The following is a 22,541-nucleotide window of genomic DNA, read 5'->3' on the forward strand; positions in this document are numbered from 1 at the left end:
CTTCGCTCCCTCGAGAGGAACCACCATGACGACCGCTCCCGCCCGGCCCGCCGGTTCGAACACCGTCAACCCGTTCATCATGACCGACGACGCGAGCGCGCTGATCGCGTTCGTCACCGACGTCTTCGGCGCCATCGACGTGGCCGAGGCGCGCACGGTCGACACCGACGGGCTGGTCCTGCACTCCGAGCTGCTCATCGGGGACTCGATGCTCACGATCGCGGACCGCAAGCCCGGCTGGCCCTTCACCCCGGCCTTCACCCGCGTCTACGTCGACGACGTCGCGGCGACCGTCGCCCGCGCCGAGCGCCTCGGCGCCCGCGTCGTCACCGAGCCGACGGACTTCTTCGGAGACGTCCTCGCGCGATTCCAGGACCCGCAGGCAAACCTGTGGTGGATCTACCGGCACACCCCGGCGGCGGCCGCGCAGGACTGGGACGCGGATGCGGCCGGCGACGACACGAGCTGGGAGTCGCTCACCAGCCCCGAGCTGGAGTACATCCACTCGACCCTGGTCGACGCGATGGCAGCCCTCACGGACCCGCGCACCTCGTCGGGCGACGGCGGGCTATGACCCGGCCCGGAACGCGAAGGCGACCGACGCGTCGTCGACCCGGACGGTCCGCACCTCGTCGGCGGGGTGGTCGACCGGCAGGACGACGACCTGGCTCACCGCCAGGTGGTCAGCCGAGCACCTGGTCTCGTCGCTCGGCGCCGTCGTGACGTGCACCGTCCAGGGGTCGTACCAGACGACCGCCACGGGGTACGGCATGCAGCCGGGGGTGCCCCACGTCGTCACGGTGAGGCGCGCGGGCCGGACCGTGGCGTCGACGATCGCGTTGGTCATGCCCTCGACGGGCGGTCCCGGCGGAGACTCCTCGGCCGGCTCGGCGGGGAAGCTCTCGACGACGATCGATCGTGGCACGTCGTCGCGCGACACGTCCTCGTGCGGCGCGACGGGGTCGTTCCCGGCGCAGGCCCCGAGGCCGACGGTGAGCGCGGCCGTGACCACGACCGCGAGGCCGAGCACGCAGGGGAGGGTGAGCGTCGTCGTCCGCTGCCGGAGCATGCTCGGTCCCTCCCGATGCGTGTGGTGTCGCGTCGACGATGGCAGGCGCGCCGAGAAAAGTTCAAAGGATTACTTCGCTGCTCGCGGCCCGGAAACACCCGGCCGTCGGGCGTGTCGATCGGATACACTCGGCAGGTCCTACCGGGAGTCTCCCGGTCCGGCCCGGGAGTCACAGGGCCGTAGCGGACCCACGGGGTGTAGCGCAGCTTGGTAGCGCATCTGCTTTGGGAGCAGAGGGTCGCAGGTTCGAATCCTGTCACCCCGACCATGTGATGTCGCAGGACATCGGAATGGCCGGACGGATCAGATCGGTCCGGCCATTCCCCGCCTTCGGGCGTGAGCCCTAGTGTCCCGGGCTCAGTCGGCGAAGACCCGGCGAAGAGCCCGTCGGGAACGCTGACGCGCGCGTCGGTGCCGTCGAGCAGCTCGGTGAGCACCGGCCAGACGTCGTCCGGCAACGTGCCACCGACTCGCTCGCACCAGAGTCGCACCTGCTGCGACGGCTTGACGCCGACGACGATCAGGATGCCCATGGGCCCGACGTCCTGGCCGCGCCGGCTCAGGAACTCGTTGCTTGTCCACATCAGGGTCTGCGCGTAGGTCGCAATCTCGCCGGCGCCGCCCGGGAGCCGGAAGAATGCCGTGGCCGGAGTGTGCCACTCCCTGCGGGGCCGCCTACAGATGGTCCGTGTAGAACGTCGCGAGCCGGTCCACGGCGGCGTCCAGGTACTCCGGCACGTCGTACATCTCGTAGTGGCCGGCGCCCTCGACCACGAGCAGGTCGACCGGGTTGGGCGCCATCTCCCACAGCTGCATGCCTGCCTCGTAGGAGTTGGTGTTGCCACGGCGTCCCGCCAGGACGACCTGGAGCGGCTGGGTCATCAGTTCGTCGACCAGGTGGAACGCGTCGTAGCCCAGCAGCAGCGAGTCGCCCCGGGAGAGGCGCCGCTTGGTCGAGTGCTCGTTGTGCCCCCGCTCCGTGCGGTAGTAGGTGATCGCCTGCGTCGTGTCGATGTCGGTCATGCCGGCGACGTCCGCGTCCTCCAGGGTGTCGGGCAGCCAGTTGTCCCGGGTCAGCTCGCCGGTGCGGTTCTCCTGCGTGCGCGCGTCGGCCATGGCATCGAGCGCTGCTGCCGGGTCGTCCGGCTGGAAGCTCCGGAACGACGTGCCCATGTTGCCGGCAACCACGGTGCCGACCGCCTTGATGCGGTGGTCGGTCCGGGCCGTGTGCACTGCGTAGCCGCCGCCCGCGCAGATACCCAGTACGCCGATACGCCCCGGGTCGATGCCGGGCAGCGTCTCCAGCGTGTCGATCGCGTACGAGATGTCCTCGCCGCGGCGGTACGGGTCCTCGAGGTCGCGGGGCTCACCGCCGCTCTGCCCCTGGTGGGCTGGGTCGAACACGAGCGCTGCGATTCCGCGGGCGGCCAGGCGCGTGGCGTAGTTCGCGCCGATCTGCTCCTTGACACTGCTGCCCGGCGTCGAGAGCACGACGGCGCGCCGGGGCGCCCCGCCGTCCTGGTCCGGAAGGTGGAGGTCGGCCGCGAGCTCGATCGGCCCGCGGGGGATCGTGAGGTGCTGAAGCATGGTGAAGAACCTCTCGCGTCGGATTCGTTCCGGGACTAACATAGTTCGAGATGCGTAGTAGTACAGTCTGGAACTATATTCACCCCTCACATGGAGGTCGCATGCCGGTCGACGCCGCGCAGCTCTGGACGCTGAACCACCGCCTGCTCACCGTCGTGCTCGACGAGGCCGGCGCCGAGCTCGAGGCGCTCGGGCTGGAGCCCAAGGAGTTCTTCGTGCTCGCCGAGGTGACCACGTCGCCGTACCCGGCGCAGCTCGCCGCGGCCCTGGTCATCCCGAAGGCGAGCGTCACGGTCTACGTGCGCAACCTGGTGGCCAAGGGATTCATGCGACGCGCGATCGACGACGCCGACCTGCGCCGCCACCGGCTCGCGCTCACCGACGACGGCGTCGCCGCACGCGACCGCTCCTTCGCGGCGCTCGCGACGGCGTTCGAGCGCAGGCTCACGCTCATCGGGCCCGGGGACCGTGCCGAGCTGGCCCGCATCCTGACGGCGCTCCTCGCTTCCGCCCCGCTCGCATCGGCTCCGGCGTCCGCCCCGCAGGAGACGACGGTCGGGGAGGTGGCACCATGAGCGCCGACCGGCAGCCGACCCGGCCGTGGACCGACGCCGAGCTGGCCCTGCTCGACCGGACGGAGCTGATCCGTGTCGCCGGAGCCCGCGACGACGGGACGCTGCGGTCCTTCGCACTCGTCGGGCACGTCCGGCTCGGCCAGGACGAGCTGGTCCGCTCGCTCAACGGGCCGGACGGCGCCTGGTACCGCGGCGCCGTCCGGACCGGCCACGGCCAGATCGAGGTCGCCGGCCAGCGGGTCGCCGTCGCGTTCCTTCCGGACACGGGCCGCGAGGCGGGCGTCGACCAGGCGCTGCGCGACCGGTACGGCGACGACTCCGGCGTCCGCCGCATGACCCGGTCCCCGGCGCGCGACGCGACCCTACGGGTGGCCCCGCTTGCCTGACCGGCGCGGCTGACCGACGCGCTGCCAGGCGGCACGCGCACCCCGGTCACTGCCGGTGCATCACGAACCCCGCGTGGTGCAGTGTGCCGTCCAGCAGCTCGCCGAACGCCCAGAACCCGGAGTCGTCCAGGTAGGTGATCCGGCCGTCGCGCACCCAGAACCGGCCGGTGTACGCGTTCGCGCGGCCATTCCGCGTCTCCGCGTACCGCCCGTCGGCGCCCAGGTGCTGCTCCAGCCCGCGGCTCGGGTCCTCCCAGGTGTCGACCCAGGTCTCGCGTGCGGCGGCGTCGGCCAGGTCCGCGCCGGCGGGGCGCGTCGGCGCGCCGTCCAGCACCTCCGCGTGGCCGGACACGTAGACGGCAGCCAGGTCCGCGGGGTCGACGACGAGCATGCCGCGCACCCGGGACTCGCTGACGGGCCGGCGCACCAGCGCGAACGTCGCGGCGTTGCCGGGCACCAGGTCGTAGGTGCCGCGCTGCGCCGCGGGCCGCTGGGCCACGGCGCTGTCCACCAGGAGCGGCACCGCGTACATGCCCCGGGCGGGGACGGCGGTCACCTCGCCGTCCGGAGGGCCGGCGATGAGCGCGCCGTCCGCGACGTGCAGGTCCCGCCGGACCGGGGTGCCCGGGGTCTCCAGCACGGTCGCTCCGGTGATCGTGAGCTGCTCGGTGGGGTGCACGGTCATGGGGCCGTCCTCTCGGTCGGTCGGGTCCGGCGTCGGCCCCGGGGCGCCGCCGCACGCCGCCAGGAGGGCGGCGAGCGCGGCGCCCACCGCGATCAGCGCGGCGCCGGACGGGGTGGTCATGGACGCCACCCTCGTCGTCCGGCGCGTCCCGGACAAGGGTGTGCCGTGCCTGGGTGCGCCGCACCTGGGCAACGGACCGGCCGGGCCGGCCCTACGGGGCGGCCGGGCCGATCGACTGCTCCCCGGACCCCGCGAGGTCGTCGAGGAACTTCAGGACCACCTCCCGCTCCTCCGGCTTGAGCCGCGCGACCGCCTCGAACCGGTGGGCGTGGCTGCGGCCGACGCTGCGCAGGGCGATCCGCCGGGTCTCCTCGGTGACCACGACAGCCAGGCTGCGGCGGTCAGTCGGGTGGGGGAGCCGGCGTACGTGGCCGGCGTCGGCCAGCCGGTCGAGCATCTTGGTGGTCGACGCCGACGTGATGCCCAGGTGGGCTGCGATCGCTCCCGGGGTCGCGGTCTCGCCGCGGTGCTGGGCCGCGATGACGAACCGCAGGGTGCGCATGTCGGTCTCGCCGAGCTTCATGTAGCGCCGCGACGCCTCGCTCATCCGGCGCTCCGCCTCGCGCCAGTCGCGCAGCCCCTGCAGCACGCGGACCACCTGGTCGACGTCGCGGTCGTCGAGCCCCGCACGCTGCACGATCTCCTCCTGCGGGTCGAGCACTCGGGGGTCCAGCATGGACGGAGCGGGTGGCTGGGTCGGCTCGGGTTCAGGAACCACGGAGGATCCCCTTCCTGCTATTACTCGCCACTCGTGAAGGTAGCCTGGCTAGCGAAAAAATACCACGACCGGCACCCAGATGTGCCTATGGTCGAGGGGGAAGCGGGCAGGTTCGTCGCGAGGGGGCGGGGAGTGCCATGCGGGTGCGGAACAGCGGAGACGAAGGGCCGGGCGTCGCGCGCCGGCTCCTGACGGTGTCGGCGGCGGCCGTCGTCGTCCTGGCGGCAGGCTGCACCATGTTCGACGGCGGGAACGACGGCGGCCCGCCGCACGGCGGGATGGGGTCCCGGTCCGCCCCGGCGGGTGCGGGGCTGCCGCAGTCGGACGAGCCGGCCGACCTGGACCCGGCGGACCTCAGCACCGAGATCGACAACGAGTTCTGGCCCATGGAGCCCGGCACGCAGTGGGTCTACCGCGAGACCGACGAGGACGGCCAGGAGCTGCGCGTGGTGGTGACCGTCACCAGCGAGACCAAGGAGATCGCCGACGGGTCCACGGCCCGCGTCGTCCGGGACACCGTGACGCGGCGCGGCGAGGTGGTCGAGGACACCTTCGACTGGTACGCGCAGGACCCCGACAGCACGATCTGGTACCTCGGCGAGGACACCGCCGAGTTCGAGGACGGCAAGGTCACCACCACCGAGGGCTCCTTCGAGGCGGGGCTCGACGGCGCCCTCGCGGGCGTGATCATGCCCGGCGATCCCGCCGTCGGGATGGCGTACCGGCAGGAGTTCTACCGGGGCGAGGCGGAGGACAACGGCGCCGTGCTCAGCCTGGACGAGCAGGCCGAGGTCCCGGCGGGGCACTACGACCATGCGCTGCTGACCAAGGACACGATCACCATCGAGCCCGACGTGCTGGAGTACAAGCTCTACGCGCCCGGCGTCGGGCCGGTCCTCGCGCTCGGGGTCTCGGGCGGGGGTGGCCGCGAGGAGCTCGTCGAGGTCGGCACGGTGCCGGCGGGGGTCGCGCAGGCGGCGGGCACGACGCCGCTCGGTGAGCGGTACGAGTGACCCCGGGCGGCCGGCCTCGCGGGCGTGCGAAGGCCGGTCAGATCCAGCCGCGCTCCTCCGCCAGCAGCACCGCCTGCTGACGCGTGTCCACGGCGAGCTTGCCCAGCACGGCGGAGACGTGGTTGCGGACCGTGCCCGGGGCGAGCGACAGGGTGCGCGCGATCTGCCGCGTGGTCTCGCCGTGCCGCCCGGCGCGCAGCACGTCCAGCTCGCGGTCCGTGAGCGGCGACCGCTCGTCGCGCAGCGCGTCGGCCGCGACCTCCGGGTCCACGTACCGGCCGCCCGCCGCGACGCGGCGGATGACGGCCGCGACCTCGTCGGCGGGGCGCGACTTGGGCAGGAAGCCCACGGCCCCCGAGGCGAGCGCCCGCCGCAGGACGCCGGGCCGGGCGTGCCGGGTGACGATCACGCAGCGCGTGGGCAGCGTGCGGTTCAGCCGCTGGGCCACCTCCACGCCGTCGAGCTGCGGCATCTCGAGGTCCAGCAGGCAGACGTCGGGCCGCAGCCGCTCCGCCTCGGCGACCGCCTCCGCGCCGTCGGCGCACTCGGCCACGACCTCGATGTCCTCCTCCAACCCGAGCAGCGCGGCCAGGGCGGACCGGATCATCCCTTCGTCGTCGGCGAGCAGCACTCGGATCATCCGGTCAGGGTACGGGGCACGCCGTCGCCCCAGGCACTCGACATGTCGACTGCGCCCCGCGCTGCCAGCATGGAAGGGCGCTGTCCCCGGCGTGCAGGAGGTGCGTCGTGTCGTCTTTCCTCTATCGGCTCGGCCGCGCGGTGGCCCGGCATCGCGGACTGGTCGTCCTCGCCTGGGTCCTGGTGCTCATCGTGTGCGGGGCCGCGAGCGCCCTCCTGAACAAGGGCACGGACGACACCTTCACGATCCCGGGGTCGGAGTCGCAGGACGCGATGGACCACCTCGACCACGTCTTTCCGCAGGTCAGCGGGACGTCGGCGCAGCTCGTGCTGCTGGTACCGGACGGGCAGCAGGTGGATACGGCCGCGACCCGGCAGGCGGTGTCGGACGCCGTGGACCGGATCGGGGACGTGGCGCAGGTGGAGGTGGCGTCCGACCCGTTCGACCCGGACGTCAACGACGCCGTGTCCGACGACGGCCTGGCGGCGAACATCGGGGTGCAGCTCACGGTGGACTCGACGCAGGTCAGCGATGCCACGCTGACCGACCTGAGCGGGATCGCCGACGATCTCGCGGGTGAGGTCGGGGACGGCGCGCGGGTCTACACGGGTGGGGACGCGTTCGCCGACCGCATCCCGGGGCTGAGCTCCACGGAGGCCGTGGGGCTGCTCATCGCGCTCGTGGTGCTGCTGCTGATGTTCCGGACGATCATCGCGGGGGTGATGCCGCTGATCACGGCGGTGGTGGGCGTGGGCGTGTCCGTGTCGCTGGTGTACCTGGGGACCCTCTTCGTGCCGGTCTCCTCGACCGCCCCCATGCTCGCGGTGATGATCGGGCTCGCGGTGGGCATCGACTACGCGCTGTTCCTGCTGTCGCGGCACCGGGACCAGCTCGCCGAGGGCCTGTCGGTCGAGGAGTCGATCGCGCGGGCCGTCGCGACGGCAGGTTCCGCGGTGCTGTTCGCGGGGCTGACGGTGCTCATCGCGCTGCTCGGCCTGGCGGTGGCGCGCATCCCGTTCCTGACGACCATGGGTGTCGCCGCGGCGCTCGGCGTGGCCGTCGCGGTCAGCGTCGCGGTGACGCTCGTGCCGGCACTGCTGGCGTTCGCGGGGCGCCGGATGGTGCCCCGGAGCGTGCGGAAGCCTCGGAAGGAGCGCCGCCGCCGCTCGCGCACACCCCGGGTCGCCCGGCCGTGGGTCCGGTTCGTCACGCGCAAGCCCCTGATCACGATCGCCGTCGTCGTCCTGGGGCTCGGGGCGCTCGCCGTGCCCGCAGCGAACCTGCGCCTCGCCCTGCCGGACAACGGGAGCCAGCCGCCCGGCTCGGCGGCCCGCGAGACCTACGACGTGGTGGCCGAGCACTTCGGCCCCGGCTTCAACGGGCCGCTCCTGGTGACGGCCGACGTCATCCAGTCCACGGACCCGTCGGGCCTGGTCGACGACCTCGCGGACGAGATCCGCGACCTCCCCGGCGTCGCGGCGGTGCCCCTGGCCACACCCAACGAGAAGGGCGACACGGGCATCGTCTCGGTGGTCCCGACCACGGCGCCGGACGACGCGCGCACGGACGAGCTCGTCGAGCGCCTCCGGGACCAGGAGCCGCACTGGCTCGCCGAGCACGACGCGCAGACGGCGGTCACGGGCCTGACCGCCGTCGGCATCGACGTCTCGGACCGGCTGGGCGCGGCGCTGGTCCCGTTCGGCCTGCTGGTGGCCGGGCTCTCGCTCGTGCTGCTGGCCATGGTGTTCCGCTCGGTCTGGGTGCCGGTCAAGGCGACCGTCGGCTACCTGCTCTCGATCGGGGCGGCGTTCGGCCTCACGTCGCTCGTGTTCCAGGAGGGGCACGGCGCCGCGCTGCTCGACGTCGCGCACGTGGGCAGCGTGGTCAGCTTCCTGCCGATCATCCTCATGGGCGTGCTGTTCGGCCTCGCGATGGACTACGAGGTCTTCCTCGTCTCGCGGATCCGCGAGCACTACGCCCACCACGGCGACGCGCACGAGGCGATCGAGGAGGGCTTCGTCTCCGCCTCCCGGGTGGTCGTCGCGGCGGCGCTCATCATGTTCGGCGTCTTCGCGGCGTTCGTGCCGGACGGCAGCGCCACCCTCAAGCCGATCGCGTTCGCCCTGGCCGTGGGCGTGTTCATCGACGCGTTCGTGGTCCGGATGACGTTCGTGCCCGCCGTGCTCGCGCTGCTCGGCGACCGGGCCTGGGGCCTGCCGCCGGCGCTCGACCGTCGGCTGCCCGTGTTCGACGCCGAGGGTGACGGCCTGCTGCACGAGCTGCGCCTGGCGGACTGGCCCGCCCCGCACAGCGACGAGGTGATCAGCGCGCAGGCCCTGAGCCTGGACGACGACCGCGGCCGCCCGGTCTTCCACGACGTCGAGCTGCACGTGCCCCGGGGCGAGGTGCTCGTGCTGCACGGGTCCGGTGCCGTGGGCAAGTCGGCCCTGCTGCTCTCGCTCGCGGGGCGCGTGACCCGGCACCGCGGGGACCTGAAGGTGCTCGGCCAGGTGCTGCCGCAGCACGTGCACGCTCTGCGGCCGCACGTCGCCGTCGTCGACGGCCGCGCCGACCTGGATCCCGCGGGCCGGGTCACCGAGGCGCTGGCCCGCGACATCGAGCTGATCCTGGTCGACGACGCCGACCTGGTGCTCCGCTCCGAGGCCCGCGCCCGGCTGCGCGACCAGCTCGGCTTCCGCGTGACCTCCGGCGGCTCGCCCGCCACGTTCGTCCTGGCCTGCCAGGACCCCGACCGGGTGGTCGACCTGCTCCCGCTGGAGGCCACCCAGCTCTACGCGATGACCCACCGACCCGCAGAGGTCCTGTGATGACGATGTCGTTCGCCGCCTCCGCCCGGTCCCTGACGACCCGGCCCCTGACCTGGCGCACCTGGACCGCCCTGGTGGCCGTGCCGCTGCTCGTCATGGGCCTGCTCACCTGGGCCTTCTGGTCCCCGGGCACCGACCACCAGACCGCCCAGGCCGCCGTCGTGAACAACGACGAGCCCGTCGAGGTGAACGGGCAGCAGGTCCCGCTCGGCCGTACGCTCGCCGGGAACCTGACCCACGACGACGACTCCGCGTACGCCTGGGTGCTCACGGACGCCGCCGACGCCCGCGACGGGCTCCGCGGCGGCACCTACGCCGCCGTCGTCACCATCCCGAAGGACTTCTCCGCCCAGGGCATGTCGGCCGCGACCGCCGACGACCCGATGGACGCCGTCCAGGCCGGGCTGGAGGTGCGGACGACCACGGCCGCCGGCGTCGCGGACCCGTACCTGGCCGGCGGCGTGGCCGACGACACCCAGGACGCCCTGAACCAGACCGTCGTGGAGTCCTACCTCGGCACCATCTACGGCAGCTTCACCACGCTGCACCAGCAGCTCGGGGACGCCTCGGACAGCGCTGGCCAGCTCGCCGACGGCACCGCCCAGCTCAGCGACGGCGCCGACGAGCTGTCCGGCGGCGTGGACCAGGTCGCCGACGGCGCCGACGAGCTGTCCGCGGGCGCGGGGGCGCTCGCGGCCGGCACCGGCCAGCTCGCGGCCGGGGCGGCGGGACTCACCTCGGGCGCGGCCGCGCTGGCCGGCGCCACCGGCAGCCTCGCCGCCGGGGCCGGGCAGGTCGCCGACGGCACGGCCGCGCTGTCCTCCGGCCTGGACGACGCCGTGCAGCGCGCGGCCCGGCTCCCCGCGGCCGCGCACGAGCTGGCCGACGGCGCCGGCCGGGTCGCCGACGGGAACAAGCGGCTCGCGGACCGCGTGGTCCCCGTGGCGAACCGGGCGATCGACGGCCTGGACCGGCTCCCGGACACGCAGGACGTCGTCGCCGAGCTGGACCGGCTCGCCGAGCGGTGCGGTGCGAGCGTGGTGGCCGACCGCGACTTCTGCCGCGCGCTGGCGCGCGCTGCCGACCGGGCCGACTCCGCCGCGCAACGGATCGAGGACGGCAAGGCCCGGGTGCGGGACGACGTCGTGGCCGCGCGCGACGCCGTGCAGGCGCTGCGCACCGGTTCGCGGCAGGTGGCCCGGGGCAACGCGAAGCTGGCCACACGGTCCGCCGAGCTGGCGTCCGGGATCGCCGCGGCCGCGAGCGCCGCCGACGACCTGAACGCGGGGGCGCAGGGCGTCGCGTCGGGCGCCGGGCAGGTCGACGCCGCGGCGGGGCAGCTCGCCGCGGGGGCGGCGGACCTCGGCACCGGGGTGGCGCAGACGGACGCCGCGGCGCAGCAGGTCGCCGTCGGCGCGAGCGGGCTGGCCACGGGCGCGGACGAGCTGGTGCCGGGTGCGGACCAGGTGGCGAGCGGCGCCCACGACGCGGACGACGGCGCGCACCAGCTCGCCTCGGGGCTGTCGGACGCCGTCGGACAGGTGCCCACGTACACCGACGACGAGCAGGACCACCTCTCCGCCGTGGCGGCCGACCCGACGACGTCGACCACCACCTCCGCGGCGTTCGGCGTGCTGTCGATCGCGCTGTTCTCCGCGCTGGCGCTGTGGGCCCTCGCGCTGGTGACGTACCTGGCCACGCGCCCCCTGCCGGCCGGGATCCTGACGTCGCGCGAGCCGACGTGGAAGCTCACGCTGCGGGCCGCGGTGCCGGGGGCGGTCGCGGCGGCGAGCGCCGCGCTCGTCATCTCGGCGGTCGCGATCCCGGTGCTGCGGCTGCACTGGTCGGCGGCGGTGGGCTTCGTGCTGGTCGCGCTGCTCTCGGCGGCCACGTTCGTGGCGCTCAACCAGGCGCTGGCCGCGATCTTCGGGCCGGCGGGGCGGCTGGCGTCGCTCGCGGTCGCCGTGCTGACGGTGGCGACGGGCGTGGTGTCGACGTTGCCGGGGCCCTTGTACGCGATCGGCGACCTGCTGCCGACGCACGGCGCGATCGTCGCGCTGCGGGCCGTGACGGCCGGCGACGCGAGCCTCGTCGGCGGCGTCGCGGCGCTCGTCGCCTGGCTGGTCGTGGGGCTGCTGGCCACGATCGTGGTGACGGACCGCCGTCGGTACGTGTCCCCGCGCCGGCTGCGGCTGGACGCTCCGGCGCAGCAGGCCGCCGCGGCCGCCGCGTAGGGGGCGCAGGCGCCGTAGGCGTAGCGCTGGGCGCCGTCGCCCGCCTCGCGACCTACCTTCCCTTTGAGGCCCGGGTTTCTTCGCTTTGAGGTGACTCAAAGCGAAGAAACCCGGGCCTCAAAGGAGACTCGGCGCGGCGCGCCAGGGCCCGCCCGCGAACCGTGGGACCAGCCGTGGACTCGCCCGCCGGAGAAGTCCGTTCTGAGTATTTTCGCTGGTCATACAACCTTTGGAGGGTCCACCTGCGTCTGGGTTACGTGGCGCCGCACAGGCGGCGTGCTCGACTCGGACGGGAGAACCCGATGCGCAAGAGAGCAAGTGCAGCGGCGGTCGCTCTGGCGATCGCCCTGGGCGGGGGGACGTGGGCGACCGCGGCCGTACCGCAGGACACACCGGCACCGCACGACACCCCGGAGCAGCCGACGGCCCCGGCCGCCGGGCGCACGACGACGGTGACGCTCCTGACGGGTGACGCCGTCACCATGCAGACCACGGCCGACGGCTCGCCGGACGCCGAGACCGTCACCGTGCGGCCCGGCCCCGGCCGGGAGCGCATGGCGTTCTTCCAGCAGCGCGAGGGGGACCACCTCTACGTGATCCCGCGGGACGTGGCACAGCTCGTGCCCGGCCGCCTGGACCGTGCGCTGTTCGACGTGACCGGCCTGGTCGAGGCCGGGTACGACGACGCCTCGCGCGACTCGCTGCCCGTGATCGTCCAGACCGCCGCGGCCGCCGCCGCCGGCTCGGACGCCGGCTCCGAAGCCGCCGCGCGCGCCGCGGCCCCCGCCGAGCAGGACTGGGCGGCGGCGGGCGTCACACCCGACCGGGACCTGGAGTCCGTGGGCGCGGTGGCCGACGTGCTGCCCCGGGGCCGGGCGGAGAAGCTGCTCGACGCCCTCGCCCCGGTCGAGGCCCCGGGCGAGCAGGCCCGGAAGACCTCGGCCCCCGACGCCGTCGGGTACGTCTGGCTGGACCAGCCGGTCCGCGCGTCGGACGCCGACTCCATGCCGCAGATCGGCGCCCCCGAGGCCTGGGACGCCGGCTTCACGGGCGAGGGGGTCACGGTCGCCGTGCTCGACTCGGGCATCGACGCGACGCACCCCGACCTCGACGAGGTGGTGGTCGGCGAGCGCGACTTCACCGGCAAGGGCGACGTGACCGACGGCGCCGGCCACGGCACGCACGTCGCCTCGATCCTGGCCGGGTCGGGCGAGGCGTCCGACGGCGTGAACCAGGGCGTGGCCCCGGACGCCGACCTGCTGGTCGGCAAGGTGCTGGACGACGACGGCAACGGCGAGCTGTCCGGCGTCATCGAGGGCATGGAGTGGGCGGCCGCGGAGGGCGCCGACGTGGTGAACCTGTCCCTGGGCAGCCTGTTCTTCGACGTCCCGTCGCCCGACGCCGTGGCGGTGGACGAGCTGTCCGCCCGGTACGGCACGCTCTTCGTCGTGGCCGCGGGCAACGACGGCGACCTCGGTTCCGGCACCGTCGGCTCGCCGGGCATCGCGGCGTCGGCCCTCACGGTGGGCGCCGTGGACGACGACGACTTCGTCACCTGGTACTCCAGCCGTGGCGGCGTCGACCCGGGGCTGCTCAAGCCGGACGTCGTGGCGCCCGGCGACGGGATCGTCGCCGCGCGGGCCACGGGCACGACCGCGGGCGACCCGGTCGACGACCTGTACACCGCGCTGAGCGGCACCTCCATGGCCACCCCGCACGTCGCGGGCGCGGCCGCGGTGCTCAAGCAGGCCCGGCCCGACCTGGACGGCCAGGACCTCAAGGCCGCGCTGATGGCCTCGGCCGAGCCCACGGGCACGGACGTCTGGTCCGAGGGCGCGGGACGCATCACCCTCCCCGGCGCCCTCGGGCAGGAGGTCACCGCGGCCCCGGCGTCGCTCGCGCTGGGCACCTTCACCTGGCCGCACGACGGCGAGTCGTCCGCCGGCACCCTGACGTACTCGAACGCGGGTGCCGACGACGTCACGCTCACCCTGACGGCCGACGTCACCGACGTGTCCGGCAGCACGGTGCCCGACGCGGTCACGCTGTCGGCCGACTCCGTCGTCGTGCCCGCGGGCGGGACCGCGGAGGTCGACGCGACCGTGACGGACGGACCGGGCGAGCTCGGCGCGATCGGCGGCAACGTCGTGGCCACCGGGCCGGACGGCACCGAGGTGCGCACGCCCGTCGGCTGGGCCAAGGAGCGCGAGTACGTGGACCTGACCGTGCGCGCCGTCGACCGCGACGGCGCGCCCGTCAGCGCCGACACCTGGGGTGCCGCGATCCGCCTGGACGCGGACAACGGCGAGCCGTACGCCACCAACCTCTTCTTCAAGGACGGCGTCGCCCGGGCGCGTGTCATCCCGGGCATCTACAGCCCCGTGGCGTACATCGAGACCCTCGACGACGACGGCGCGGTCACCGACGCGCTCTTCCTGGGCAGCGGCGAGGTCGACGCCACCGCTGACGCCGAGGTGCTGCTGGACGGGACCACGGCGCAGGAGGTCACCACCTCGACGCAGCGCCCGGCCGACCTGGCGAGCCTGGGCCTCTCGCTGGAGACCGAGGACTCGCTGGAGTGGGTCACCGCCAGCATCAACGTGAAGTACGGGCCGGAGACGGAGCTCGCGCTCACCCCCGTCCCGGCGGCGACCCACGGCGACTACGACACCATCGTCCAGGCCACGCTGCTGCCGCCTACCACGGGGGACGAGGCCGCCCCCTACCGCTACGACCTCGCGCACCACAGCGAGGGCGTCGAGGTGCCGGCGCTGCGGGGCGACCGCCGCACGACGGTCGCGGTCGACACCACCTACGGCGCCTCGGTCGGCGACACGCACCTGGCCGAGCGCATGTACTGGGAGCCGGGCACCATCATCGCCGGCGGCCTCACGGAGGCGGTTTCCGTGGGCACGCGGCGCACCGAGTACCTGACGGCGCTGCCGGGCCGGTGGTACCTCCGCTCCGAGATCCAGGAGGACGGCGTGGGCGTGGTGCTCGCCGAGGCCGAGACGCACGTCTGGAGCGAGCCGGGCCGTGTCCGGCAGGGGCTCGCGGCGGGCGTGCTCGCACCCGCGGTCTCGAACATCACGCCCGTGGAGCACTGGGGCGATTCCCTCTCCCTCGCGCCCACGGACCGCGCCGACGACGACGGCGGCGTGCTGTGGGGTTCCGACGTCGCGCTGCGCCTGCGGGTGTGGCAGGACGGCGAGCTGGTCGACGACGTCCCGGAGCCCTACTCGTTCCCCGAGGTACCCGAAGGCGGGGCGGACTACCGGATGCTGCTCGAGAGCACGCCGGACGATCCCGCCTACCGGCTCGCGACCAGCGTGACCGGTGAGTGGACGTTCCACGCGCGGTCCGACGTCGACGTCGACGCCGTCGCCCGCCCGCCGCTGCTGGACACCGCGTGGGACGTGCGCGGGCTCGACCCGTCCGGCTCGGCGCCCCGGAACACCCGGGTGCGGGTCACCGCCGCCCACCAGGTCGACGCGTACGACACGTCGGCCGTCGAGGACGTGCGGCTGTGGTGGTCGGCCGACGACGGCGCCACCTGGCACAAGGCCACGGCGGTCCGGGCCGGTGAGGGCGTGCTCGTCGCCTCGGTCAGGGCACCTGCCGGGACCGAGCACGTCTCGCTGCGGACCGAGGCCCGGGACACGGCCGGCGGTTCGGTGCGGAAGACGGTGATCCGGGCCTACGCGGTCGACTGACCCGACCCGTACCGCTGGTCGAGCCACTACCGCTGGTCGAGCTTGTCGAGACCTTGTGAGGTCTCGACAAGCTCGACCAGCGGCCGGAGCTCGTCCAGCGGTTACCTCAGCCCAGGTCGACCAGGTAGGACAGGGTCACCATGTCGGCGTCGCTGGTCATCTCGTCGAGCATGATGTTGCTCTGGCCCGTGACCACCACGCGCGTCTGCGACCCCGGACCCGCGGTGACGGCCACGCCGTTGGCCACGTCGCCGGAACCACCGGCGTCGTACAGCGCGGACCAGACCTGCTCGCCCGTGGCGACGGCGTAGGCGACGGTCGCGAAGTCCTCCTGGGTCTCCGCCTCCTTGCTCTGGCCCGTGATCACCACGTGGTCACCGCTGGAGGTGAACGCCGCGGAGTACGCGACGTCGAGCCCGTGCCCCGAACCGTCGTACCGCGCCGACCACTGCTTCTCGCCCGACGCGACGTCGTAGACGGCCGTCAGGTAGTCGCTGCCGGTGCCCTCGCCCCACGAGTTGCCGGTGATGACGACGGAGCCGCCGTCCGGGCTGACCACGACCGTGCGGGGCACGTCCGTGTCGCCGGTGCCGCCGTCGAGCCGCTCGGTCCACCGTGCCTCGCCGGTCTCCAGCGAGTAGCCGATGGTGACCCAGTCGGTGGAGTTCGCGGCGCTCTGGTTGTCGCCGGTCACCACCACGGTGCCGTCCGGGGTGATCGCCACCGCGCCGCCCGAGCCGCCCTTGTCGTCCGGGCCGTCATAGGTGGCGTCCCAGAGCTGCTCGCCGGTGGCCGCGTCGAAGGCCACCGTGCCCCAGTCGACGAGGCTCTTGCCCTCGCCGCGGCTCTGCCCCGTGACCACCACGGCCGACCCGTCCGGCGACGCGGCGATCGCCCGGGCGGCGTCCGTCCCGCTGACCGGGCCGTCGTACAGGGTGCGCCACAGCTCCTCGCCCGTGGCGGCGTCGTAGGCGACGGTGCCGTAGTCGGCGGCGCCCTCGTCGTCGAGCAGGGACATGCCCGTGACGTAGACGGCCGACCCGTCCGGGCTCACCGTCAGCGCCTCGCCCAGGTCCGACTTCCCCGCGGCGTCGTACACCGAGACCCACTTGCGCTCGCCGGTGGCGGCGTCGTAGGCGATGGTGACGTAGTCGGACTCGTTGCCGTAGCCGCCGCCCGCGGCCAGCACGAACAGCGTGCTGCCGTCCGGGCTGAGACCGAAGCCGGTCTGGTCACCGCCCACCCCGGTGGGGCCCTCGTACACGTCCGACCACAGGCGCCGGCCCGTGGCCGCGTCGTAGGCGGCGGTCACCGGGGAGTTCTGGAACCCGCCCCAGCTCGCGGGCGAGGTCTGACCGGCGGTGTAGACGATCGTGCCGTCGGGCGAGGTGAGCGTCTCGTTGCCGTTGTCGTTGTTGGCGCCCAGGGCGTTCTCGCCGCCGTTGTAGCGAGCGGTCCAGGCCTCGGAACCCATCCGCAGCACGATCGGGGAGCGCACCTCGTGCCCGCCGCGGCCGTCGGACCACGTGAGGTGGCCGGCGAGGCGGACGTTCAGCGGGGCCTCGCCACGCGTGAACGTGACGGTGAACTTCGCCGACTTCCCCGGCGACAGCGTGAGCTTGCGCGGGCTGACCTGCACCCCGAGCCCCTCCAGGCCCGTGACCTCGGCCGTGTACGTGGCGCGCTTCTTGCCCACGTTGGTCACCGTGCGGGTGACCGACTGGCCCTCGGCGGCCCGGCCGACCGCGATCGACGGGGTGTTCAGGTCGCTCGGTGCGAGGCTGTGCCCGTCCTCCTCCAGGGCGTCGCAGGTGTCCTGCTCGACGCCGTCGGTCGCCCCGCACAGGAAGGCGAACCAGTCCTCGACGCCGCTGTCGTACACGAGGCCGGGGTCGGTGGAGTCGTCGGCGACCACATGGCCGCCGCCCTGCTGGTCGACGGCGCCCGGGGTCTCGGCGTCCGCACCCAGCACGTCCGCGCCGGTGGTCATCAGCGCCGACTTGACCGCCATCGGCGACCAGCGCGGGTTCTTCTCGACCAGCGCCGCCGCCAGGCCCGCCACGTACGGGGCCGACATGCTGGTGCCGCTCATCAGGTTGAAGTCCAGACCCTGCTGGCCCGGGGGTGCCACGGCGGCGAGGATGTCCTGGCCGGGCGCGGTGACGTCGGGCTTGAGGATGTTCCCGCTGCCCGCGAGCGACGGACCGCGCGACGAGAACGCCGCCGTGTACGGCGCCGGCGTCGAGTTGTCCACCACCGCGGCGTCGATCGTGGCGGTGGCGCCCGACGTCTTGGAGTAGGTGAGCAGCGCGGCGCGGTCGGACTCGGCCACGTGCACCGACGGCACCGCGTGGATGTCCGTGTTGAGGGTGTCGCCCTCGATGGTGTTCACCAGGACCATGCCGACGCCGCCGGCCTCGGCGACCGCCGCGCTCTTGCTGACGCGGGGGTTCTCGCCGCGGTCGCAGAGCACGATCTTGCCGGCCACCTTCGCCGGGTCGAGCGCGGGCTTGCCGTTGTTGTCCGCCGTGGTGAAGCACATGCCGGCGTTCGAGACCGTGGCCCCGGCCGCGACGACGTCGCGCCCGTAGACGAACGGCGCCGGGCCCACCTTCTGGGCGGCCAGGGACGTGCCGGAGACCGTGGTGCCGTCCCCGAACGTCGCGGTGGTCCGCGCCGAGGTGGAGTGCGTGGCCGCCGCGACCGTGGTGATCCACGGGCTCGGGTGCGCCACCGTGCCGGCCGTCGGGCCGCTGTTGCCCGCCGAGGCGGACACGAACACGCCCGCCTGCGCGGCGGCCAGGAACGCGAGCTCCATCGGGTCCAGGAAGTCGGTCAGGGTGCCCGAGACGGAGAAGTTGATGACGTCCACGCCGTCCGCGACGGCCTGGTCGATGGCGGCCACGATGTCGGAGGGGTACCCGTTCGCGGTCGAACCGTCCTCGGCGGACCACAGCGCCTTGTAGGCGGCGATCCGCGCACGCGGCGCGATGCCGCTCACCGACGTGCTGAACTTGTTCAGCGGACCCGTGACGGCGACGTCCTTGTTGCCGCCCGCGGTCGACGCCGTGTGGGTGCCGTGCCCGTTGTAGTCACGCGCCGACAGGAACTCCCACGGCATCTGCTCCGCGATGCCCGCGTCGCCGCCCCAGGCGTCGTTGAAGTGCCGGGCCGCGACGAGCTTGTTGTTGCACTCGTCGCCCCAGGAGTCGTCGCCGACCGTCTCGGCGTCGTCGCACTCGCCGTCGAACCCGCGCAGGCGCTGGTAGGCGGGGCGGCCGCGCTTGTCCTTGTCGGAGAAGCTGGCGCTGTCCGGCCAGATGCCGGAGTCGATGACGCCGATGACGACGTCCTCGCCCGCGGCGGCGTGCTTGGTGAGGCCCTGCGGGCTCTTGAGCTGCGCCGGTGCGTCGTCGGCCGCGCTCGCGGGCTCGCGCCAGACCGTGATGCCCTCGTCGCCGTCGCCCTCGCCGCCCTTGTAGTCGGCGGCCGGCGCGCTCTTCTCGTCGGCGGTGGTCTGCACCAGCACGTCCTCGGTGACCGCCAGGACGCCCGGCTCGGTGCGCAGCTCGGCCGCCTGGGCCGCCGTCAGCGACGTCGCGAACCCGTCGAACGAGTACACGTACTGGTAGAGGGGGTCCTTCGCGCCCACGCTCGACAGAGCGGCGCGGTGCTTGCCCTTGAGGTGCTTGGCGTACTCGACCACCTCGGGGGCGGCCGGGTCGATCTTCTCGCCCTCCGCCGGCTTCGTGGCGGCCAGGCCGGCCACGCCGCCCGCGTAGGTCGCGACGGGCTCCAGCGCCATCTGGACAATGTAGTTCTTCTTCGCCGCGGCAGCGGGCTGTGCCCCGGCCGCGGGGGTCGTCGCCGTCGCCGTGAGCGCGAGCGCGATCGTCACCGCCGCCGCGCGGCGCACATGCCCGCGTGACAGCCGGCGTTCGTCGGACCGTCGGTCCATGTGCCCTCCTCTGGATCAGCCGCGGTGCCTCCGCGGCTAGTCAGTGAAGGTAATGGCGTCGTTTATCGGAAACATCAGTGCCATACACTGACTTTTGCCTGTACGACGGGCACCCCGGCCCCCGGGTACGACACGGAGGGAGCGGCCGTTGAGTCTTGACCAGACGACTGCTCCACCCACGCGGCCCCGAGTTTCACCCGTCCTGGTGGGCCGCACCGCCGAGCTCGGGTCCCTGGTCAGCAAGGTCCTGCAGACCCCCTCGCTGGTCGTGATCGACGGCGAGGCGGGCGTCGGCAAGAGCCGGCTCGTCCGGGAGCTCGCCACCGACCCCGCCCTCGCGGGCGTGCCCGTGCTGATCGGGCACTGCGAGCACCTGCAGGAGCCCCTGCCGCTCGCGCCGGTGCTCGACGTGCTCTCCCACCACGCCGACCTGGTGCCGCCCGGCGAGTACAACCCGATCGTCGGCGCGCTCGCCCCGCTGGTGCCGGAGCTGGGCGACCGGCTCCCGCCGCCGCCTCCCGAGCTGGCCGACCAGCGCGCCGCCCGGCACCGGGTGTTCCGGGCCGCCGCCGAGCTGCTGGACCGGATGGGCCCGGCGGTGCTCGTCCTGGAGGACGTGCACTGGGCCGAGAGCAGCACGTTCGACTTCCTGACCTTCCTCGCCGCCCACCAGCCCGCGGGCCTGTGCATCGTGCTGACCCTGCGCAGCGGCGGGGGCGCGCTCCCGGTGCGCGAGTCGTTCGCCCGGGCGGCGTCCGGCCCGCCGCTGGCGCTGAGCCTCAGCCCGCTCGACCCCGCGGGAGTGGGGGAGCTGGCCGGACGCATCCTCGGGACCCAGGTCTCCGAGGCGTTCGCCGCCTCGCTCCACGAGCGCACCGGCGGCATCCCGTTCGTGGCCGAGGAGGTGCTCGGCACCCTGCACGAGACCCCGCTGCCCCACGACGGCGCGCACCAGGACGACGTGCTGACCGACCTCGCGGTGCCCACCGCCCTGCGCGACGTCGTGCTCGGGCGGCTGGACGGCGTCGCCGAGGGCACCCGCGAGGTGCTGGGCGTCGCGTCCGTGCTCGACCACCCCGTCGACGTCGACCTCATCGCGGAGGTCACCGGGCTCCCGCCCGCCGACGTCGTCGCCGCCCTGGTCGACGCGATCACGGCGGGCCTGCTGCACGAGCAGGACGGCCAGGTGCGGTTCCGGCACGTGCTGGCCGAGCAGATCGTCTACGACGCGCTGCCCACGCCCACCCGCCGGCTGCTGCACCGGACGGTCGCCCGCGCCATCGAGGAGCGGGAGGGGCCCCTGCCCGTGGCGCGCCTGGCGCACCACTACCAGCGCGCCGGGGACACGATCCGGTTCGTCCGGTACGCGGAGGACGCCGCCGACCTCGCCGTCTCGCACGGCGACGACGCCCACGCCGCGCGGCTCCTGGTGCAGGCCATGGAGGCCGACCTGCCCACCGAGCAGCGGCTGCGGCTGGCGGTCAAGCTCGGCCGGGCGGCGGTCGACGGGCTGGCCCACATCGAGGCCGTACCGCTGCTGCAACAGCTCCTGGCCGCCGAGGCGCTGCCCGACGACGTGCGCGGCGAGCTCCGGTTCGCCCTGGGCCGGCTGCTCCGGCAGCAGGGCCTGGCCGACGCCGGCTACCGCGAGATCGAGCAGGCCCTGCCGGACCTCGCCGCGAACCCCGCGCTGCTCGCGCGGGCGCTCGCCGTGCTCGCCGCGCCCGAGACCGTGGCCGACCGCCCCATGACCGTGCACGCCGCGCGCGGCCAGCAGGCCCGCGACGCCGCCCGGCGCAGCGGGGCCACCGACGTGGAGCTCGCGGTGCGCATCGCCGACGCGTCCCTGCTCATCGAGCAGGGGCGGCCCGAGGGCTGGTCCGTCGTGGAGGAGCTGCTCGCCGACGAGGCCCTGGCCGACTTCCCGCGCGAGCACGCCCGCGCCTGCGTGAACTGGGCGCAGGCGGCGCTGCACGTGGGGCACGTCCGGCGCGCCGAGCGGCTGCTGGCCGAGGGGCGGCGCGTCGTGGCGGCCGCGGAGTACCTCCGGGTCACCGACGTGATCGAGCTGGTCGCGGCCGCCGTCGACTGCTCCGCCGGACGCTGGTCCGACCTGGCCGGGCGCGCGCACGAGCTGGTGGTCCGCCGTCCGGGCTACGACGCCGCCACCCTGGACGACCACCTGCTGCACGGCATCATGCTGGCCGCCTCCGGTGGCACCCAGGAGGCCGTCGCCCACTTCACCGCGCTCGTGGAGGACGCCGCCCGCGTGGGCGCCGTCTGGCCGCTGCTCGCCGGCCGCAGCGCGCTGGCCCGCCTGCTGCTCACGCTCGACGACGTGGCGGGCAGTGCCCACCAGGCCGGCCTCGCCGTCGCGACGGCACGGCAGAAGGGCAACTGGGTGTGGGCCGCGGAGCCCCTGCTGTGCCTGGTCGACGCGCTCGTCGCCCAGGGGCGCACGGAGGAGGCGCGCGCCCACGTCGCGGGCCTGGCCGCCGGGCTCGGCGTGGTCGACGCCCCGCTGGCGCTGGCGGCCCTGCACTCGTGCCGGGCGGTCGTGGCGCACGCCGACGGCGACCACCGCGCCGCCGTCGGGCTGCTGCGCGAGGCGCGCACGATCGTGGCCGACGCCGGGCTGCGCCACGAGGAGTCGCGCGTGGTCGAGCGGCTGGGCGTCTGGCTGGCCGAGGACGGCGACGCCGAGGGCGCCGCGCTCCTGGAGGAGGCCCTGCGGGGCTACGGCGGCCGCGCGGCGAGCAACGACGTCGCCCGGGTCACGCGGAACCTGCGCCGCCTGGGCCTGCCCGTGCCCTACCCGTGGCGCGGCGGGCGGCGCTCCAACGGGCTCGGGCTGTCCGGCCGCGAGCGCGAGGTCGCCCTGCTCGCCGCGCAGGGCCGCACCAACCGGCAGATCGCGGCCGACCTGTTCCTCTCGCCCCGCACCGTCGAGAGCCACGTCCGCAACGCCCTGCGCAAGCTCGGCTGCAGCTCCCGGGCCGACCTCGCCGTCCACCTGCTCGACGACGCGGGCGAGGACCGCGCGGCCGCAGCAGGCTGACCCACTCGCCGACCACC

The 22,541-nt window shown here is 74.2% G+C and carries 14 protein-coding genes and 1 tRNA gene; 9 read left to right on the forward strand and 6 right to left on the reverse strand.

Annotated elements, in window-relative coordinates:
- Positions 1-25 precede the first annotated feature (25 nt).
- On the forward strand, positions 26-574 hold the full coding sequence (locus ACZ7LE_RS08455; protein ID WP_470402842.1) for a VOC family protein: 549 nt from the start codon (positions 26-28) through the stop codon (positions 572-574).
- Here the strand turns inward: ACZ7LE_RS08455 and ACZ7LE_RS08460 are convergent.
- Positions 569-1,069 carry a hypothetical protein gene (locus ACZ7LE_RS08460; RefSeq protein ID WP_470402843.1) on the reverse strand — a complete coding sequence of 167 codons (501 nt, stop codon included), beginning with the start codon at positions 1,067-1,069 and terminating at the stop codon, positions 569-571. The genes ACZ7LE_RS08455 and ACZ7LE_RS08460 overlap by 6 nt on opposite strands.
- 191 nt (positions 1,070-1,260) lie before the next feature.
- On the opposite strand from ACZ7LE_RS08460, the gene ACZ7LE_RS08465 reads away from it, so the two are divergent.
- Positions 1,261-1,337: transfer RNA gene (locus ACZ7LE_RS08465), tRNA-Pro, on the forward strand.
- Positions 1,338-1,744: 407 nt separating this feature from the next.
- Here the strand turns inward: ACZ7LE_RS08465 and ACZ7LE_RS08470 are convergent.
- Positions 1,745-2,656, reverse strand: a complete 912-nt coding sequence (locus tag ACZ7LE_RS08470) for an alpha/beta hydrolase (protein ID WP_470402844.1) — start codon at positions 2,654-2,656, stop codon at positions 1,745-1,747.
- A gap of 101 nt (positions 2,657-2,757) precedes the next feature.
- On the opposite strand from ACZ7LE_RS08470, the gene ACZ7LE_RS08475 reads away from it, so the two are divergent.
- Positions 2,758-3,231: a MarR family winged helix-turn-helix transcriptional regulator gene (locus ACZ7LE_RS08475; protein ID WP_470402845.1), complete on the forward strand. Its 474-nt coding sequence runs from the start codon at positions 2,758-2,760 to the stop codon at positions 3,229-3,231.
- Positions 3,228-3,617, forward strand: coding sequence for a DUF2255 family protein (locus tag ACZ7LE_RS08480; protein ID WP_470402846.1), 390 nt, complete (start codon positions 3,228-3,230; stop codon positions 3,615-3,617). The genes ACZ7LE_RS08475 and ACZ7LE_RS08480 overlap by 4 nt, the downstream gene beginning before the upstream one ends.
- 46 nt (positions 3,618-3,663) lie before the next feature.
- Here the strand turns inward: ACZ7LE_RS08480 and ACZ7LE_RS08485 are convergent, their stop codons facing one another.
- Both ACZ7LE_RS08485 and ACZ7LE_RS08490 read right to left on the reverse strand, forming a co-directional pair.
- Complete coding sequence (locus ACZ7LE_RS08485; RefSeq protein WP_470402847.1) at positions 3,664-4,422, reverse strand: Atu4866 domain-containing protein; 759 nt, start codon at positions 4,420-4,422, stop codon at positions 3,664-3,666.
- A 91-nt stretch (positions 4,423-4,513) separates the two neighbouring features.
- On the reverse strand, positions 4,514-5,038 hold the full coding sequence (locus ACZ7LE_RS08490; protein ID WP_470402848.1) for a MarR family winged helix-turn-helix transcriptional regulator: 525 nt from the start codon (positions 5,036-5,038) through the stop codon (positions 4,514-4,516).
- A 185-nt stretch (positions 5,039-5,223) separates the two neighbouring features.
- Between ACZ7LE_RS08490 and ACZ7LE_RS08495 the strand changes: the two genes are divergently transcribed.
- Positions 5,224-6,093 carry a hypothetical protein gene (locus ACZ7LE_RS08495; RefSeq protein ID WP_470402849.1) on the forward strand — a complete coding sequence of 290 codons (870 nt, stop codon included), beginning with the start codon at positions 5,224-5,226 and terminating at the stop codon, positions 6,091-6,093.
- Between the two features lie 37 nt (positions 6,094-6,130).
- Here ACZ7LE_RS08495 and ACZ7LE_RS08500 read toward each other — a convergent pair whose 3' ends face one another.
- A complete protein-coding gene (locus ACZ7LE_RS08500; protein WP_470402850.1) occupies positions 6,131-6,733 on the reverse strand; it encodes a response regulator in 603 nt (200 codons plus the stop codon).
- A gap of 107 nt (positions 6,734-6,840) precedes the next feature.
- Between ACZ7LE_RS08500 and ACZ7LE_RS08505 the strand changes: the two genes are divergently transcribed.
- The 3 genes from ACZ7LE_RS08505 to ACZ7LE_RS08515 all read left to right on the forward strand — a co-directional run bounded on the left by ACZ7LE_RS08505 (position 6,841) and on the right by ACZ7LE_RS08515 (position 15,508).
- Positions 6,841-9,561, forward strand: coding sequence for an MMPL family transporter (locus tag ACZ7LE_RS08505; RefSeq protein WP_470402851.1), 2,721 nt, complete (start codon positions 6,841-6,843; stop codon positions 9,559-9,561).
- A complete protein-coding gene (locus ACZ7LE_RS08510; protein WP_470402852.1) occupies positions 9,561-11,795 on the forward strand; it encodes a YhgE/Pip family protein in 2,235 nt (744 codons plus the stop codon). The genes ACZ7LE_RS08505 and ACZ7LE_RS08510 overlap by 1 nt, the downstream gene beginning before the upstream one ends.
- 302 nt (positions 11,796-12,097) lie before the next feature.
- Positions 12,098-15,508, forward strand: a complete 3,411-nt coding sequence (locus ACZ7LE_RS08515; protein ID WP_470402853.1) for a S8 family peptidase — start codon at positions 12,098-12,100, stop codon at positions 15,506-15,508.
- 106 nt (positions 15,509-15,614) lie between these two features.
- On the opposite strand, the gene ACZ7LE_RS08520 is transcribed toward ACZ7LE_RS08515, so the two are convergent.
- The gene (locus tag ACZ7LE_RS08520) at positions 15,615-19,466 is read right to left on the reverse strand and encodes a S8 family serine peptidase (RefSeq protein WP_470402854.1); all 3,852 of its coding nucleotides are present in this window, start codon (positions 19,464-19,466) and stop codon (positions 15,615-15,617) included.
- Positions 19,467-19,614: 148 nt separating this feature from the next.
- Between ACZ7LE_RS08520 and ACZ7LE_RS08525 the strand changes: the two genes are divergently transcribed.
- Positions 19,615-22,524 (forward strand): ATP-binding protein, encoded by a 2,910-nt coding sequence (locus ACZ7LE_RS08525; RefSeq protein ID WP_470402855.1) that lies wholly within the window; start codon positions 19,615-19,617, stop codon positions 22,522-22,524.
- Positions 22,525-22,541 lie beyond the last annotated feature (17 nt).

This window comes from Promicromonospora sp. NPDC110617, from assembly GCF_055598465.1.

Excerpts from the sequence above, each read along its gene's own strand:
- ACZ7LE_RS08470 (WP_470402844.1), bottom strand. The coding sequence starts at position 2,656 with ATGCTTCAGCACCTCACGATCCCCCGCGGGCCGATCGAGCTCGCGGCC.
- ACZ7LE_RS08515 (WP_470402853.1), top strand. The coding sequence starts at position 12,098 with ATGCGCAAGAGAGCAAGTGCAGCGGCGGTCGCTCTGGCGATCGCCCTG.
- ACZ7LE_RS08460 (WP_470402843.1), bottom strand. The coding sequence starts at position 1,069 with ATGCTCCGGCAGCGGACGACGACGCTCACCCTCCCCTGCGTGCTCGGC.
- ACZ7LE_RS08510 (WP_470402852.1), top strand. The coding sequence starts at position 9,561 with ATGACGATGTCGTTCGCCGCCTCCGCCCGGTCCCTGACGACCCGGCCC.
- ACZ7LE_RS08455 (WP_470402842.1), top strand. The coding sequence starts at position 26 with ATGACGACCGCTCCCGCCCGGCCCGCCGGTTCGAACACCGTCAACCCG.
- ACZ7LE_RS08475 (WP_470402845.1), top strand. The coding sequence starts at position 2,758 with ATGCCGGTCGACGCCGCGCAGCTCTGGACGCTGAACCACCGCCTGCTC.
- ACZ7LE_RS08520 (WP_470402854.1), bottom strand. The coding sequence starts at position 19,466 with ATGGACCGACGGTCCGACGAACGCCGGCTGTCACGCGGGCATGTGCGC.
- ACZ7LE_RS08490 (WP_470402848.1), bottom strand. The coding sequence starts at position 5,038 with ATGCTGGACCCCCGAGTGCTCGACCCGCAGGAGGAGATCGTGCAGCGT.
- ACZ7LE_RS08500 (WP_470402850.1), bottom strand. The coding sequence starts at position 6,733 with ATGATCCGAGTGCTGCTCGCCGACGACGAAGGGATGATCCGGTCCGCC.
- ACZ7LE_RS08480 (WP_470402846.1), top strand. The coding sequence starts at position 3,228 with ATGAGCGCCGACCGGCAGCCGACCCGGCCGTGGACCGACGCCGAGCTG.
- ACZ7LE_RS08485 (WP_470402847.1), bottom strand. The coding sequence starts at position 4,422 with ATGACCACCCCGTCCGGCGCCGCGCTGATCGCGGTGGGCGCCGCGCTC.